Below are 14017 nucleotides of genomic sequence, written 5' to 3' on the forward strand. Positions count from 1 at the left end.
CCTGGGGCTAGAAAACCTACCTCGCTTGCGCACTGGCTATCGGTGCCTGCCAGAGTGAGCACCTGCTTCTCTACTTCCGGATGGGAGGCAGCGCGTCGGGATCTCCACACGATCTGCACATGCCCGCCAACGAGTCTGCACACTGGGGCGGCACAGTGGTGAGTACGTACCAATCAGTAGGGGAGTAGCTCATGCGTCGCAAGATAATCATTGCCACTGCAATTGTCAGCGGGGTGGTGGCCATCGTCGGTCTGACCGGCCTGTCGGTCAGCGCCATGACGGGTAGTCCGACCAGCAGCGGATTCGCCTCCGTGGCGACGAGTGTTCCGGCACTGCCTGGGACCGTCGTCAATGTTGCCCTGATGAACATGGGTGGACAAATGATGAATGGTGGCCAGAACATGATGTCTGGTGGCGGGAATCGCATGATGGACGGCACTGGCGGCATGATGTCCGGCCGTAGTGCTGGGCGAAGCTCCAGTGCGATCATGGGCCTGATGCTTGATCGTACGAGCGTCGTTCACGGAACGGTGTCTTTCCTGGCCGTTAATCGGGGCAGCATCAGTCACGAGCTGCTGGTCCTGCCGCTGTCCGATTCACAGACCGTGGGCGCGAGAGCCGTTGGTAGCGATGGAAAGGTCGATGAGAGCGGCAGCCTCGGCGAAGCATCCACCACTAACGGGCAGGGCGCCGGTGAGGGAATCACGCCCGGAGCTGCTAGCTGGGTGCCTATGGATCTGGCACCCGGACGCTACGAGGTGCTCTGCAACCTTCCCGGTCACTATTCCGCAGGAATGTACAGCGAGTTCACGGTCTCCTAGGCACACCGACGCGACGTAGCGGTCAAGGGTGTCGACGTATGTGTAGAGCCGTATCCCGAACCTGTTTACCCCTCGGGGTGTGACGGTAGCTTGAATACATCGGGGTCGGGCGTTGCCCGACCGGACGGAATGAACAAGGAGGAAGAAATGATGTGGGGAAATGGGTACAACATGGGTGCGGCGGGGTGGGTTTGGCCGATTGGGCTGCTCCTACTCGTCGGCATTGTCTTACTGGTCATCTGGGCAGTCCGCGCCTCGGCCGGCGGAGCGAACCGGGGTCGGCGCGATGATTCGTCAGCCGATTCGCGTCCACGAGGACCGAGCGCCGCGCGTCAGGTTCTGGACGAACGATTCGCCAAGGGTGAACTGAACGCCGAGGAATACCGCGAACGGTTGAAGGTGCTCGGCGAGAAAGCCAAATGAAATCCATTGGTCGGCCCAGCAGCTTCCTGCTGGGCGGTCTCAGTCGTATGATCGGGACGGCCGGCCGGTCCAAACTTTTCGCCATGGTGCGAACATTGGAGAATCCATGAGTTACACCCACACGGTCACCGTTTCGCTGCCGTACGAACAATCGGTGAGCCGGATCCGGGAACTCCTCGCGGAACAAGGTTTCGGAGTTCTCTCCGAAATCAACGTCCGGTCTACCTTTGAGGCCAAGTTGGGTGTCGACAGCGCCCAGGCCCTGGGCGATTACGTCATCCTCGGCGCGTGCAATCCCCTTCTCGCTCAGCGAGCTTTGGTCGCAGAACCGGACATGGGCGTACTCCTTCCCTGTAACGTCGTCGTTCGCCGCGGCCCTAATGCGAGCGAGACAATCGTTCAAGCCATCGACCCGATGACTATGGTCCAACTCAGTGACAGCCCGGCAATTCGCGAGGTTGCCATAGACGCCGATTCCCGGCTGCGAGCAGCGCTGAACAGCCTCGAATCCACTGCGGCGGGCAGCGAAGGCAGGTGACCCTCGGCGATTCTGCCAACCTGTTCATCACCGTGAGCGCTTCAGGCATCCCGTCCCGGAACCTGCCCGGTCAGCAGCTCAAATGGCCGCGTGACTGAAGAATAGTCTGTAGAGCCACGATCCGAGACACCAATGGGTGGTGGTGAGGATTGTGCCTCCGAGAGCGACCATGTCCTCCGAATTCAGCACAGTCGGCATCATTCGTCAATACAACGCAGGCGTTAAGCGCGGCTGTTGGCTGGGAGAGTGGCGCCCCTATCCATCCTTGGGGCTCTCTTGTCCGTCACCAAGCGCGTCCTGGCGAGCTCGCCGACTCAAGGGACGGTGCTGACCCCCGGGTCTCGACCAGCGGCCGCGAGTGGTGTGTGCCCAGAAGGAGCTGCCGGTCGCCTGTAGAGCCGGCGCATCATGGCCGGTCCGATCACAGGTATCAGCAGTCCCGAAACTAAGAAGACGGCGCCTTGAGTGATGATATCTAACGTCCTTGGCTGCTGCGCGAGCACCGCGATGCCCGCGACCACGAGCCCGATCCCGGAAATGATGAATATGGTCGAAGTGATCACTCGCGTCCTGCGATCCATGGAACGCAGATTACGCCGTTGTCGCATACCAGGCCAGTTCGGACTTCTGCCGCACTCTGGAACAATGCGCTGACACGCTCGTCGGGGCCACCCCTCGCTCAGACGAGGTTCAGCGCACTGGTTTCCACCCCTGTGGCAGGATGCAAGTCTGGGAGCGTCCTCGATAGTCGGCAGCGCAATCACGATCGCTCAAGCGCTGAACTCCAAAAGGATTACTCTGTGCGCATGACTCAAAAACTGACGCCAGAGGCAAGGGCCAAGCTGTTTTTGTGGATCGGCATCGGCGGAATTCTTATCGTAATTGCCGACGTCGTGTTCATGGTTCTGAACCCGCCCATCCTCGCCAATTACGCCCTGGCGGGATCTGCGATTGGCCTCATCGTCGTGGGCTTTGGCAGCTATAGAGTCCTAAAGAAACCCATTCCTCCAAAGTAGGAAACTCTTCTGCTTGGGGTCTTGCGAAATCCATGCAGTCAATCGGCGAAAGATCGAAACTGGAGGTACTGCCGGTGGTTGAACGACAAGCGCCGCGCGATGGACGCCTCATCATCGAATGACTAGCGATTCTCACCTTTGGGATCAGTCTCGTTGTGAGCGCCCTTCAACTTGCCATGGGGTCCACCGACCAAGGGGTCTGGTTCGTGTTGATCCTTTCCGCCATTGTCTTTGCACGCAGCCTGACGCTCGTGATTCGAGCCCACCGGGGCCACTCGGACTTCTAGCTGAGGGCCCTCTTCTATGCGTTGAGACATACCAGCAGATGCCAGGACACCACCAACACCTACACGGACTTTGGCGGCAGCTCCCACAACACGGGAATCAGTCGGTGCACCTAAGTCGACCCCGACGGGCAAGACGCAAAACGCCACCGGGACGCCGGCCGCTACCGATCAGCGGCAAGAACCCGTCTAGACCGAAGCCAATCGGCTCGATAATCCCGTTCGGCATCCCGTCATACTCAAATCACCGAGCATCAGCATCTCTTGCCAAGGTGGCGAAGAGCGTGCGGCCTTGGCATAACGGAGTGGGGTTCACACAGTGCCGGATCGTCGCGTTCCGGGTTTGACCTGCGGGCGCCTTCGTTGAAGAAGGACAAGGCTGAACCTGCAATGAGAACGGTGGACAGTAGGTATGAAAACTGTCGCGGTCTCGGAGTGGGCGGAAGCGCCGGCGCATGAAACCGGTGGCGAACACCGAGGTTGTAGACCAGGTCCAGAATCATGCCGCGGGGAAATAGCGCCCCGGTGAGCGGAACGATTGCCCCCACTCCAATAAAAGTGGGCGACTGCAACGCCAACCCGACGACTGACTATGGCAGCCTCAGGGGGGGGGGTGCTGAGTTCGAGCGGTCTCTGATCCGTGAACGTCAACGCGAGGGTATTGCCGTGGCGCCGAGGCGTGGTGTGTACCGAGGCCGCGCGCCATCTCTGGATGCGGCCCGGGCTGCGGAGTTGCGTGAGAAGGCGGCCGGCGGTGTGACGAAGGCTGCTCTGGCTCGAGACTTTGGTATCAGCCGTGAAACTGTTTACGCGTATCTCCGCGCTGAGGTTTGAAAGGCTCTCCGCTAACGGACGAGGCCGTTGGTGGTGGGGGTGGACGTGACATCAGCTGGGGGAAGAAGTTCTGCGTGGTCTCGGGCGTATTTGCGTGCCCGGTATATCCGTCGACCGAACAGAGGGAAGAAAGCCAGCAGCGCGACGATGAGCGCGATAAGTAGCCCGATCGAAAAGTCTGATCGGGTTCCCGACACGAGGGACTGTACTTGCTGGATTCCGAGGCCGATATAGAGCAGCGTGATGTAAGCGAGTTGGAAGGGAAAGACTATAGAAATCAGCACCGCGTATTTGGCCGCTGCGACCTGCTCGTCGTGATCGAGCTCTAGTTGCTTGCCGCGTAGCACTACCTTGCCCATCTTTCTCAGTCTTCCAAGGTCCCGGCTGACGCTTTCGCGAAGACGGCGATTTAGTGGCAGGGCAACGAGTATGCAGGCAAGGGCCGCGGCGAAGAACGCAGATTCTGCCGCGAAGGTCAGCTGTACGCCGATTTCCGAGATGGCGGACGTGCTCCCGCGGGCGAGAACGGTGAACAGCACGAGAGCGAGCACGAGTGTGGCTACAAAGGTGATGGCAACGATGGTGATCTTGCGCACGATCTCCCTTCGGCTGATCGGAGCCCAGGGTTGTTCGACTAGGGGACGTGCTTCTTCGTGTCGGAGGAGCGTTTGTCCCACGAGCAATGCGACCGCGGTGAGCGCGGCCCCGGATCCGATGAAGACGATCGGCAGCCAAGCAGGCGCGTGGGTGAGGAGCGCATAGAGAATGATCGCGATCGCTCCGAGTGCTTCGAGCCCGAGCACTATCCCGAACCACCATCTGAAATACCGTCGACTCTCGCTCGTTTTCTTCACATCCCAATAGGACGTGATTGAACCCAGGAGGAGTGGGCCGTAGATGAAGACACAGAGCGCACCGATCGCCAGTAAAAGCAGCCCGCTCGAATCTGTTGGCGCTTGGACGAGGATCAGGAAGGTGCCGCCGATAATTAGGCCGGTTGCCACGAGCACCGACAAAATGTATGCGAGTACTTTCATGGTTGTACGCCTTTCGGGTCGGATCGTGATATTCACACTCAGCAGCCTCGTAGTCAACCCGAAAATGGGGCCGCTCGAAAAATGTTGAATTCCGCCAATTTCGCCAGACGAGCACCGTTGTCTCAGTTTTTTACTTGGCCCACTTCACGCGTAGAAGGTTTTACCGCAGCAGCTCACACCTCTGGACTTGTCGGGGGTTCGGCCGCCGCTCAGTCGTGGGTTAGCCGTCGCTGTACGGAATCCTGTTGACCTGCACATGCTGCCGGGGCCAGCAAACGCGCGCACGAAGGTGCGAAGTTCCTCACCGTGACCGAAACCGACCGGGGGTTGTCGTCCTTATTGGGTTTAGTCGTAGAGGTATTGTTCGAGTCGGGGTACGCGCAGGAATGCGAGGGCGCGTTTTTCGATTTGTCTGACGCGTTCCCGGGTGACGCCCTGGACGGCTGCGACCTGTTCGAGGGTGTGCGGCTCGCTGCCGTCGAGTCCGAACCGGGCGGTCAAGATGGCCTGTTCCCGGGACGGCAGTCGGTGAAGGTGGAAGGAGATATCGGCCCGGCGCAGGGTCAGGGTCGCGTATTCCTCGGGCTCGGGCAGGTCGCCGTCTTGGATGAGTTCGGAGACGTCCCCGACACCATCACCGATCGGCATGTCCAGAGAGATGGGTTCGCGGTCGTAGCTGAGCAACCGGGACACGTCCTGGGCCGGGAGCAGGCTGGAAGCTGCCAGTTCCTGGATGGTTGGTTCCCGATCGAGGGAAATCATTAGGTCGCGGCGGATTCGCTTGATCTTGTTGAGCTTTTCCGCGGTGTGCACGGGGATGCGGATCATGCGGGACTTGTCGGCTATGCCGCGGTGGATTGCTTGGCGGATCCACCAGGTGGCGTAGGTGGAGAACTTGTAGCCGGTCGTGAAGTCGTACTTTTCTACCGCGCGGACGAGGCCGATGTTGCCGTCCTGGACGAGGTCCATGATCGGCACCCCGCGGCCGGAGTAGTGTTTGGCGATGCTGACGACGAGGCGCAAGTTGGCTTCGATGAAGTGGTTCTTCGCCCGGCCGCCGTCGTGGGCGAGCCAGGAGAGTTCCCGGGAGAGTTCGGGGTCGTCGACCCCGTGCGCGAGTTTTTCGGCGGCGAACAGTCCGACTTCGATCTGCTTGGCGAGGTTGACCTCGTCTTCGGCGCTCAGGAGCGGGCCCTTGCCGATACGGCGCAGATAGTCACCGAAAGCATCCGTGGCCTCGCGCGCATAGCGCCCGGCGACCGCCGGGCGAACAAGCGAGACTGGGGAGGTGGTCGTCGGGGCTTGGGTTTCGGCGCTCATTTCGTTGCCGCCCCGGCGATACTCTCCACCGCTCGGGCCAGGGTGGACATGGCACGGCATTCTAGAGGCCTGATGAGATTCGTTGCCTCGAAGGTATTCCCGACGTGTTGAATGTAGCCGAGGATAACGGAGGCTGGCTCATCCCCGTCTCGCTGACCTCGTACTTGCCAGGTCGTCGCGGAAACGGCGACTAAGCTAACGCTGTCGGGCTGACGTGAAGCTAGGACATGTTCGGGCATGAACGCCTCCAAATCACAATGGGAGGTTCAGTACACATGCTGAAAAGAGAACTCTCAAGAGGGTTGACGCACCCCTGCGCACCCCTGTATGGGGGCGTTCAACCGTCGCTGCGTCAAGTCGCGATGAGTTGGAAAGAAGCCCCTCGTTGGTCAGCCGTGAGGTCGTCTGGGACCGACGGCCGCGGCAAAAAAGACATGCTCCTCGAACGGTGCAGGTCCTACGAACTTGCTGACATTTGGGCGATGAAAGCGTGTCGACGCACGGTTTCGGATGGAGTGTTTAGACCTTGATGCATGCAGGGTCGTGATGATGTTCAGCGTCAGTTGTTTGATACTGGGGCGTTCGCGAAATTCGCACGCAGAAGAAAGCTACTGATGGAGAGAGCCTGCACTCACGAGAGGGTCAGGGCCACGAGGCTATATCGTCGAGCGCGCCGGCTGCGGTCACAGGGCCGCGTGGAGGGATGGTGGCCGGACCTTCTTTGTTGGTTGTTGTGAGAGGGAAGGGAAGTGTCAGCCTTTAACGGCGCCCGCGCTCAGGCCATTGACGTAGTAGCGCTGCAGGAGCAGGAACGCGATGAGACAAGGAATCGTCGCGACGGTGGCGCCAGCACTGAGCACTCCAAAGTCGACCTGTCCGAATTGCCCAGACTGAATGTTCACCAACGCGACCGGCAAGGTGAAACTGTTTTGCGAGGTGATGAGGATGAGGGCGGCGAGGAAATCGTTCCAAGCGAAAATGAATGCGTAGAGTGCCACGGTCGCCATGCCGGGAGTGACCATCGGTAGCAGCGTACGGAGAATACCAAATGTCGAAAGTCCGTCGATCATGCCCGTTTCTTCTAGCTCCTTGGGCACTGTGGAGAACGCGTTTCGCATCACAAAGATTGCGAAGGGCAGCTGGAACGTCGTGTAGACGAACACAAGACCGATGAGGTTGTCGGTAAGCCCGAGCGTGTTCATAAGGGTGAACAGCGGTGTGAGGATGCCCTGAAAGGGCACCATGAACGGTACGAGCAACAAGACGAAAACGGCGCCGGCGCCGGGGAATCGGAGCCGGGCGAGCCCGTATCCAGCGAGAGTGGCAACGACCGTGGTGAGTGCCGTGGTGCCGAGCGCGACGATGGCCGAGTTCGCGGTGTATGTCCAGAGGCTTACCCCGGAGTCCTGAAGTGCCGTGTAGTTATCGAACGTCAGGCCCTGGAACATCTGGGGGCCGACTCCAGATCCCGCGACGGAGAGCGTCTGCACAGACCGGAGGATTGTCCAGGCGATTGGAAATAGGAAGAGAAGCGCGATGATCGTCGCGACCGTATAGTGCGCTGCTCGGTTAAGGGGCTGACGGACTGATCTAGGGCGGAGGGTGCTAGATCGGGCGGCTGAATATGCAGACATCATGACTCTTCGGATCGGTCGCGGAGTGCGCGTATCTGCGCGACGGTGAATATGACGAGAAGGACTAGTAACAGAATTGATAATGCGGCGCTGTAGCCGAGTCGGTAACGCACGAAAGCGTTGGTGTAGATCCACATGACGATTGTCACGGTCGACTGATTGGGGCCGCCGTGCGTCATAACGAAGAATTGGTCAAAGGCTAGGAACGACCCTGTGAGGTTCAGCATGAGGACGAGCGCGACGGAAGAACGCATGAGTGGCAGGGTGATAAACCATTCGCGTTTAAACCAGCTTGCCCCATCCATGAGGCTGGCCTCGCGGATTTCCTCGGGGACGCTCTGCATGCCTACCATCAGCAGAATGATGGAGGTTCCGAGGGTTTTCCACGTGATCATCAGCACGACGGTGAAGAGCGCGAAATTCGAATCAGTGAGCCACGGAAGAGGTGCGCTAGTGATGCCGAGTCCTTGCAGAATTTGATCGAAGAGACCGCTCTCGGGCTGGATGAGCAACAGAAATATATAGGCACCACTGGCAAAACCGACCACGACAGGGGCGAAGTAGGCGGCACGGAAGAACGCGACCCCGCGGAAACGTCGGCGCACGATGAGCGCGAGGGCGTAACCGAGGAAAAGTTCGATCGGAGTAATGATCAGCGTGTATTTCAAAGTGAACAGAACACTGTTCCAGAAGGTGCCGTCCGTCACGGCCTCGGCGTAGTTGGCCCCCCGATAAATTTCTGCACGGCCCCGAGAAGTGGCCAGTTGTTGAGCGACATCCAGAACATCAGCACCATGGGTGCAACAAAGAACATGAGAATCAGCGCAAGTGCGGGTGATACAGCGATCAGGCCGGCGACGGAGCGTCTCCGTTCCAAGCTGTGACGGCGGCGCCGCGCCGGCGCAGGGGCAGCAATTGCCTTTGCGCCGGCGCGGGTGACGGTTGGTGCCGTCACTGGCCAGCCTGTTCGTAGGCCTGCTTGATCAGCGGTGCCGAATCCGCGTCGGCTTTGGTTAACGTCGCGTTGACGTCAGCGCCGTTGTAGACGATGGATTGGAAAGCTGCGAGCCAGGGTGAGGTGGCACTGAGCTGCAGCGCGTTTGTGGCCATGCTGTCTGGCGCGTCCGATTTTGCACTGACTTGTAGCTGCAGAGCCACAAGCGGATACTTGGCGGCGAAGTCGGCGGTCAGCAGGTCGCTTCGCACCGGAGAGGATCCGGTGTCGGCGATCGAGGCTTGCTGATCCTTATCGAGCAGCCAGCTTGCGAACTCCCAGGCGGCGTCGGGGTTTTTAGAGCTTGCGGTGACGCCGATGTTGTCCCCTCCGGCGAAAGTGGAAAAGTTGCTGCCGTCTGCGTTCGGAATCGGACCGTAACCGACCTCGCTGCCACCTTTTTCCGCGGGGGATACAAGCCATGATCCGGCGAGGAGGATGCCTACCTTGCCGGCGTTCCAGTCGGCACCCCAGGTCGCGCCGGCCTCGGTCTGGCCAGCCGGGTTCACGACACCGTCCTGCCAGAGTTTCTGATAAAACTTCAAGGAGTCCGCAACCTGCGGCGACGTGCTGTACGTCGTTGTCTGGTCAGGGCTTGCGGCGGTCATCGTGGTGCCGCCCGACGCCCAGATGAGGGGCTGCGCGGCAAACGAAAGGCAACCACCGCACGCACCGGGGATGTCGAACCCGTAGATATCGTCGCCGAGGGCACGGACCTTTTTAGCGTCCTCCTCGATTCCAGCCCAGGTCGCTGGCGGGGTGTCGGTCTGGATGCCGGCCTTTTTGAAGAGGGTCTTGTTGTACAGCAGGATGGAGGGACCTGCGATGAACGGAACCGAGTAGGTCTTATTGTCGTAGGTTCCGAGTTTGGACATGCCCGGGTTGAGGTCGTGTGCGAAGTCGAGTCCGTTGACCTTATCGCTGACGTCGGCAAGTACGCCGGTTGCGGCGAACAAGGGGCTGTTCGCGACGTCGAAGTCGAGCACGTCCGGGCCGTTGTTGCTGCGGACTCCCGTGCCGACTTTGTTGACGTACTGGTCATCGGACACCTGAGTTACTTTCACCTGGACGTCTGTGTGGGTGTCGTTGAACTTCTTCGCGAATGCGGCGCGGTCGTCACCGACCCGAGTCCACCAGTTTATGGTCGTGACGCCGGACGAGGACGACCCACCGGAGCATCCGCTGAGGGCACCGGCGAGCAGCGCGGCCCCGAGACCGAGAGCGATGAGTTTGCGGTTTCGAGATTTCATGTGTTTCCTCTTCGTTGAGTGGTGCAGCTGGGTTGGTAGAGAGATGCTTTTGGTGGTCAGGCACATGTGCCCGATGAACGAGGGGCATAAGGCGGTTTCAGTGTCAGATCGTAGGGATCCAGACGCGCATGGCGCCTGCTCCTCGGTTGCCCCACGCGAAGTAGGGAATGGCGGTGACGGTGATGTCGTGCGGCTCTGTGCCCGGTCGGGTCGATTCTCGGTATAGCTCTGTATCTGGGAATTCGATTCGACCATTTCCAGCGATCGCGACCCTCACGCCGGGTGCATCGGTCCCCACTTCTGACAGGCCCTTCGAAACGTCGAGTCGCACGTCTTCGAGGATCAGGCCAGGTTCGTAGTCAGCGCTTTCTATGCAGTACACGAGCGGTCCGCGACGTAGTGCTACCGTGCCGCGCACGGAGTCAATCCGAGGGTGGGCGTGCACAATGGACGGCTCCACACGAAGTTCGAGCACCAAGAGCTGCGCCGCGTCGCCGATACGGATGACGTGTACGTAACCGTCTTTACCGACAAGCAGCGCGGCGCCGTCTAGGGTGGCTGTAGTCGAATGCGCCCACGCGGGAATGCGAACGGCGATCTCGCGGACTCCTGCCCCGGTTATCGCAAGCTCCACATGTCCGTCCCATGGCAGATTCGTAGTGATCGCGAGCTCAGTTATGCCAGCAGACGACTCGGAGCGGATCGTCGAAGCGAATAGATGATGGATCTGCAGGCTACCGGAGGCGTCTGTGGTCGCGACGTAGTTCTGCAACGATGCCACGAGGCGGGCGAGATTGGGAGGACAGCACGCGCACATGAACCAGCTGAGTCGCTCGGTAGGATCCCCGTCGTTCTCACCGCGGTGACCCGTGCGCATCTGCAACGGGTTGGTGTAAAAGAAATGGCAGCCGTCCAAGGACACGGAGGCCGCAATGGTGTTGTAGAGGACCGTCTCCATCTCGGCGGCGTGGCGAGAATCACCGGTCGCGAGAAGCATGCGCCAGTTCCACTGGAAGCTCGCGATGCCGGCGCACGTTTCAGCGTAGGCGCGGTCCGGCGGAAGCTCGAAGGGATCTCCGAAGGCCTCGCCCGTATGCCGGGATCCTTGGCCGCCTGTGACATACGTCTTCTCGGAGTAGGCGCTTTCCCAGATTCGCGTCACCGCGTCCAAGTAGTCGCGCTCTCCATTCTCCAAGTACACATCGGTGGCGCCAGTCGCGAAATACACCTGGCGTACAGCATGCCCTGTGGCGTCCTGCACATCGCGGATGAGAGCATGGTCACCGAAGTATTCGGTGCCGAGATTGTCTTTCGGTAGCAGACCCTGGCCGCGGCGTTCGATCTGTTTGCAGGCGAAATCAAGGTACGCGCGTTCGCCGGTAAGACGGTAGAGCTCGACGAACGCGGTTTCGATCTCGGCGTGTCCGTCGTATCCGTCTGCTTGCTCGCCAAGGTCCTCAATGATCCGCGTAGCGAAGCGTCGGGCGACCTCAAGTAGACGGTTTTCGCCTGCGCCCCGAACGAGAGCTACTGCCGCTTGGAAGAGGTGGCCGGCGGTGTACAGCTCGTGACTCCACACTAGGTTTAGCCACCGAGTTTTGGTTTCGTCCCCTTGGATGTGCGTGTTAATGTACCCGTCGGCATCCTGTGAGCGCTCGATAAGTCCCAGTGCAGTGTTCAGGAACTCGCCCTCGACGACAGCACCGACACGACCGCTCTCCCATCCGATCGCCTCAAGGGTCTTATAAAGATCAGTGTCCGCAAACCACATGCCTCTGTAGTTGCCTGCTTCGCCGTCCGCGACACGTCGAAAATTGTGAAGCACGCCAGAGGACTCAAGATTCTCGACGCAATGGCGGATGGAGGCGTCGTGGTTGCGGGCCTGCCACTCACCGAGAAAACTATCGGCGTCAAGGGATACGGCAGTGCTGGGTAGCGGGTTCAGCTGCCCGTAGGCAATCGCTCCAAGCGGACCGGTCGTCGATGAAGGGGTGATGACCGCGGGGGACGTGCCTGGCACGAGTTCTCCTTTGAACTAGGAAGAGCTAAAATGTGTTTCACAAGTTTTCACTTTTTCTGCCCGACTGACGGGTGCATTTAGGAAAACAGTGAAAACCTTTTCACACAATCTAACCGGTCTTTCTTTTCTTGTCAACATGTCCACCCGAGGAGGTCAATATGACGATCATCAAGGACTCGGGGGCCTCACTGACGGCCACTATCCGCGATGTCGCAGCCGCAGCCGGTGTATCCGTTTCTACCGTGTCGAAAGCGCTGAGCGACGGATACCGCGTCAATCCAGAGACCCGCGCACGCGTAAAGGAGATAGCTAAATCGCTTCACTTCACGCCCAACCGCCAGGCGCAGAGCCTGCACAGCGGCCGCACGGGGACGGTCGGGTTGCTGACGAGTGACCTCGACGGACGCTTCTCTATACCGGTCATGATGGGCGCTGAGGACGCCTTCGGACTTGGTGAGGTGTCGGTGTTCTTGTGCGACGCACGGGGCGACTCGATCCGCGAGCAGCATCACGTTCGCGCTCTCCTCAGCCGCCGAGTGGACGGACTCATCATTGTTGGCGACAGCACTAACCCACGCGATCCGCTCTCTCTTGCTCTTCCGATACCCGTGGTCTATGCATACGCACCGAGCTCGTCGCCTGACGACATTTCTGTTATCAGCGACAACGTAGGTGCTGGCCGTCAGGCCGCCGAGCACCTCATATCTTCGCAGCGAGATCGTATCGGCTACATCGCTGGAGATCCGACTTTTCGAGCGGCGACTGACCGGGTTGCCGGAGCCACAGCCGGTCTGTTCGCTCAAGGACTCGAGTTCGTCGGCGGCTCAGCGTTGTACGGCGGCTGGACGGAGGAATGGGGACGCAACGCGGTGCGCCACTTGCTGAGCGTCGATTCGCTCATGGACGGCGTGCTCTGCGGCAACGACGCAATTGCAAGGGGTGTGGTAGACGCACTCCGAGAAGACGGCTACGACGTTCCTCGTGCTATCTCGGTACTCGGGCATGACAACTGGGAGCTCATCGCCACCCAAGCCCGCCCTCCGCTGTCAACTATCGACATGAATCTAGAGGAACTCGGGCGAAACGCCGCCCGGCTACTGTTCCGGGCGATTGACGGCGATCGCGCGATAGGGACCCACGAAGTCAAGACGCGGCTAATTCACCGCGGGTCCACTTCGCCAAAATACTAAGACTTGAGGGTGCTCGCCGGTCGGGCTGTCCCGGTGGTCGTTTTTGTGCTGCTCGGCGGTGCCTGGGCTGACCGATTGCCGCGCAAGAGCCTCATGGCCACCAGCGATTTGGTGCAGTTGTGTACGCAGGGTGCGTGCGCTGATCCTGACGCAGCATGCCTCGGCGCTTTGGGCGATGGTCCTGCTGTAGGCGGGTAACGGTGCGGCGAGTGCTTTCTTCCGGCCTGAATCCACGGGACTGGTGCAGGAGGCTGTTCCCGTCGCCGAGCGGCAGAGCGCAAGGGGGTTACTGTCGGCGAGGAGCGGCATCTCCGCTCACGCAGGCCCGGTGATCGCCGCCGTACTCATCGCCCTTGTCGGCAATGCTTGGGCGGTCGGGGCGCCCTGCGAATTTCGACCGAGGTCGTCGCCGCGATCGAAGTCGACATCGGATGGTCGGTGGCCTTGTTCGGCATCACGTACTTCGTGATCCTTAACGGTGACTTCGGCACTCAAGGCGGCCGTGCGAGAGAATCCAGTGAGGGCGCCCATGATCATGGAGGCCAGCGTCATAAGTGCGCGGACCTACATGGGATTTTTGATTACCCGTCATAGACAGACGAGCGGGCTGATCTGGGAGAGCTCTTGACGATCGTCCGTGCCGACGTTCGTCTGCC

The 14017-nt window shown here is 60.1% G+C and carries 12 protein-coding genes and 1 pseudogene; 6 read left to right on the plus strand and 7 right to left on the minus strand.

Translation table 11 applies throughout. From position 1 onward, the window contains the following. Positions 1 to 191: 191 nt before the first annotated feature. The 5 genes and pseudogenes from RGU41_RS00400 to RGU41_RS00420 all read left to right on the plus strand — a co-directional run. On the plus strand, positions 192 to 821 hold the full coding sequence (locus tag RGU41_RS00400) for a sulfocyanin-like copper-binding protein (protein WP_322135154.1): 630 nt from the start codon (positions 192 to 194) through the stop codon (positions 819 to 821). 129 nt (positions 822 to 950) lie between these two features. Further along, complete coding sequence (locus tag RGU41_RS00405) at positions 951 to 1244, plus strand: SHOCT domain-containing protein (RefSeq protein WP_322135155.1); 294 nt, start codon at positions 951 to 953, stop codon at positions 1242 to 1244. A 106-nt stretch (positions 1245 to 1350) separates the two neighbouring features. Continuing rightward, positions 1351 to 1782, plus strand: a complete 432-nt coding sequence (locus RGU41_RS00410; RefSeq protein ID WP_322135156.1) for a DUF302 domain-containing protein — start codon at positions 1351 to 1353, stop codon at positions 1780 to 1782. An 806-nt stretch (positions 1783 to 2588) separates the two neighbouring features. Then, on the plus strand, positions 2589 to 2798 hold the full coding sequence (locus RGU41_RS00415) for a hypothetical protein (RefSeq protein WP_322135157.1): 210 nt from the start codon (positions 2589 to 2591) through the stop codon (positions 2796 to 2798). Between the two features lie 881 nt (positions 2799 to 3679). Next, a pseudogene (locus RGU41_RS00420) lies at positions 3680 to 3916 on the plus strand (recombinase family protein); the annotation flags it as partial. 11 nt (positions 3917 to 3927) lie between these two features. On the opposite strand, the gene RGU41_RS00425 reads toward RGU41_RS00420, so the two are convergent. The 6 genes from RGU41_RS00425 to RGU41_RS00450 form a co-directional block, all read right to left on the minus strand. Beyond that, on the minus strand, positions 3928 to 4953 hold the full coding sequence (locus tag RGU41_RS00425; protein WP_322135158.1) for a hypothetical protein: 1026 nt from the start codon (positions 4951 to 4953) through the stop codon (positions 3928 to 3930). 345 nt (positions 4954 to 5298) lie between these two features. Next, positions 5299 to 6273: a sigma-70 family RNA polymerase sigma factor gene (locus tag RGU41_RS00430; RefSeq protein WP_322135159.1), complete on the minus strand. Its 975-nt coding sequence runs from the start codon at positions 6271 to 6273 to the stop codon at positions 5299 to 5301. A gap of 752 nt (positions 6274 to 7025) precedes the next feature. Further along, positions 7026 to 7721: a carbohydrate ABC transporter permease gene (locus RGU41_RS00435; RefSeq protein ID WP_322135160.1), complete on the minus strand. Its 696-nt coding sequence runs from the start codon at positions 7719 to 7721 to the stop codon at positions 7026 to 7028. Positions 7722 to 7906: 185 nt separating this feature from the next. After that, the gene (locus RGU41_RS00440) at positions 7907 to 8614 is read right to left on the minus strand and encodes a sugar ABC transporter permease (protein ID WP_322135161.1); all 708 of its coding nucleotides are present in this window, start codon (positions 8612 to 8614) and stop codon (positions 7907 to 7909) included. A 244-nt stretch (positions 8615 to 8858) separates the two neighbouring features. Then, positions 8859 to 10217: a sugar ABC transporter substrate-binding protein gene (locus tag RGU41_RS00445; protein ID WP_322135162.1), complete on the minus strand. Its 1359-nt coding sequence runs from the start codon at positions 10215 to 10217 to the stop codon at positions 8859 to 8861. A gap of 37 nt (positions 10218 to 10254) precedes the next feature. After that, the gene (locus RGU41_RS00450) at positions 10255 to 12171 is read right to left on the minus strand and encodes a glycoside hydrolase family 127 protein (RefSeq protein WP_322135163.1); all 1917 of its coding nucleotides are present in this window, start codon (positions 12169 to 12171) and stop codon (positions 10255 to 10257) included. A gap of 158 nt (positions 12172 to 12329) precedes the next feature. Here RGU41_RS00450 and RGU41_RS00455 point away from each other — a divergent pair, with 158 nt between their 5' ends. Next, a complete protein-coding gene (locus RGU41_RS00455; protein WP_322135164.1) occupies positions 12330 to 13361 on the plus strand; it encodes a LacI family DNA-binding transcriptional regulator in 1032 nt (343 codons plus the stop codon). 315 nt (positions 13362 to 13676) lie between these two features. Here the strand turns inward: RGU41_RS00455 and RGU41_RS00460 are convergent, their stop codons facing one another. After that, complete coding sequence (locus RGU41_RS00460) at positions 13677 to 13913, minus strand: hypothetical protein (protein WP_322135165.1); 237 nt, start codon at positions 13911 to 13913, stop codon at positions 13677 to 13679. Positions 13914 to 14017 lie beyond the last annotated feature (104 nt).

Origin of the sequence: Cryobacterium sp. 10C3 (genome assembly GCF_034314285.1) — a bacterium.
Classification (GTDB): Bacteria; Actinomycetota; Actinomycetes; order Actinomycetales; family Microbacteriaceae; genus Cryobacterium; species Cryobacterium glucosi.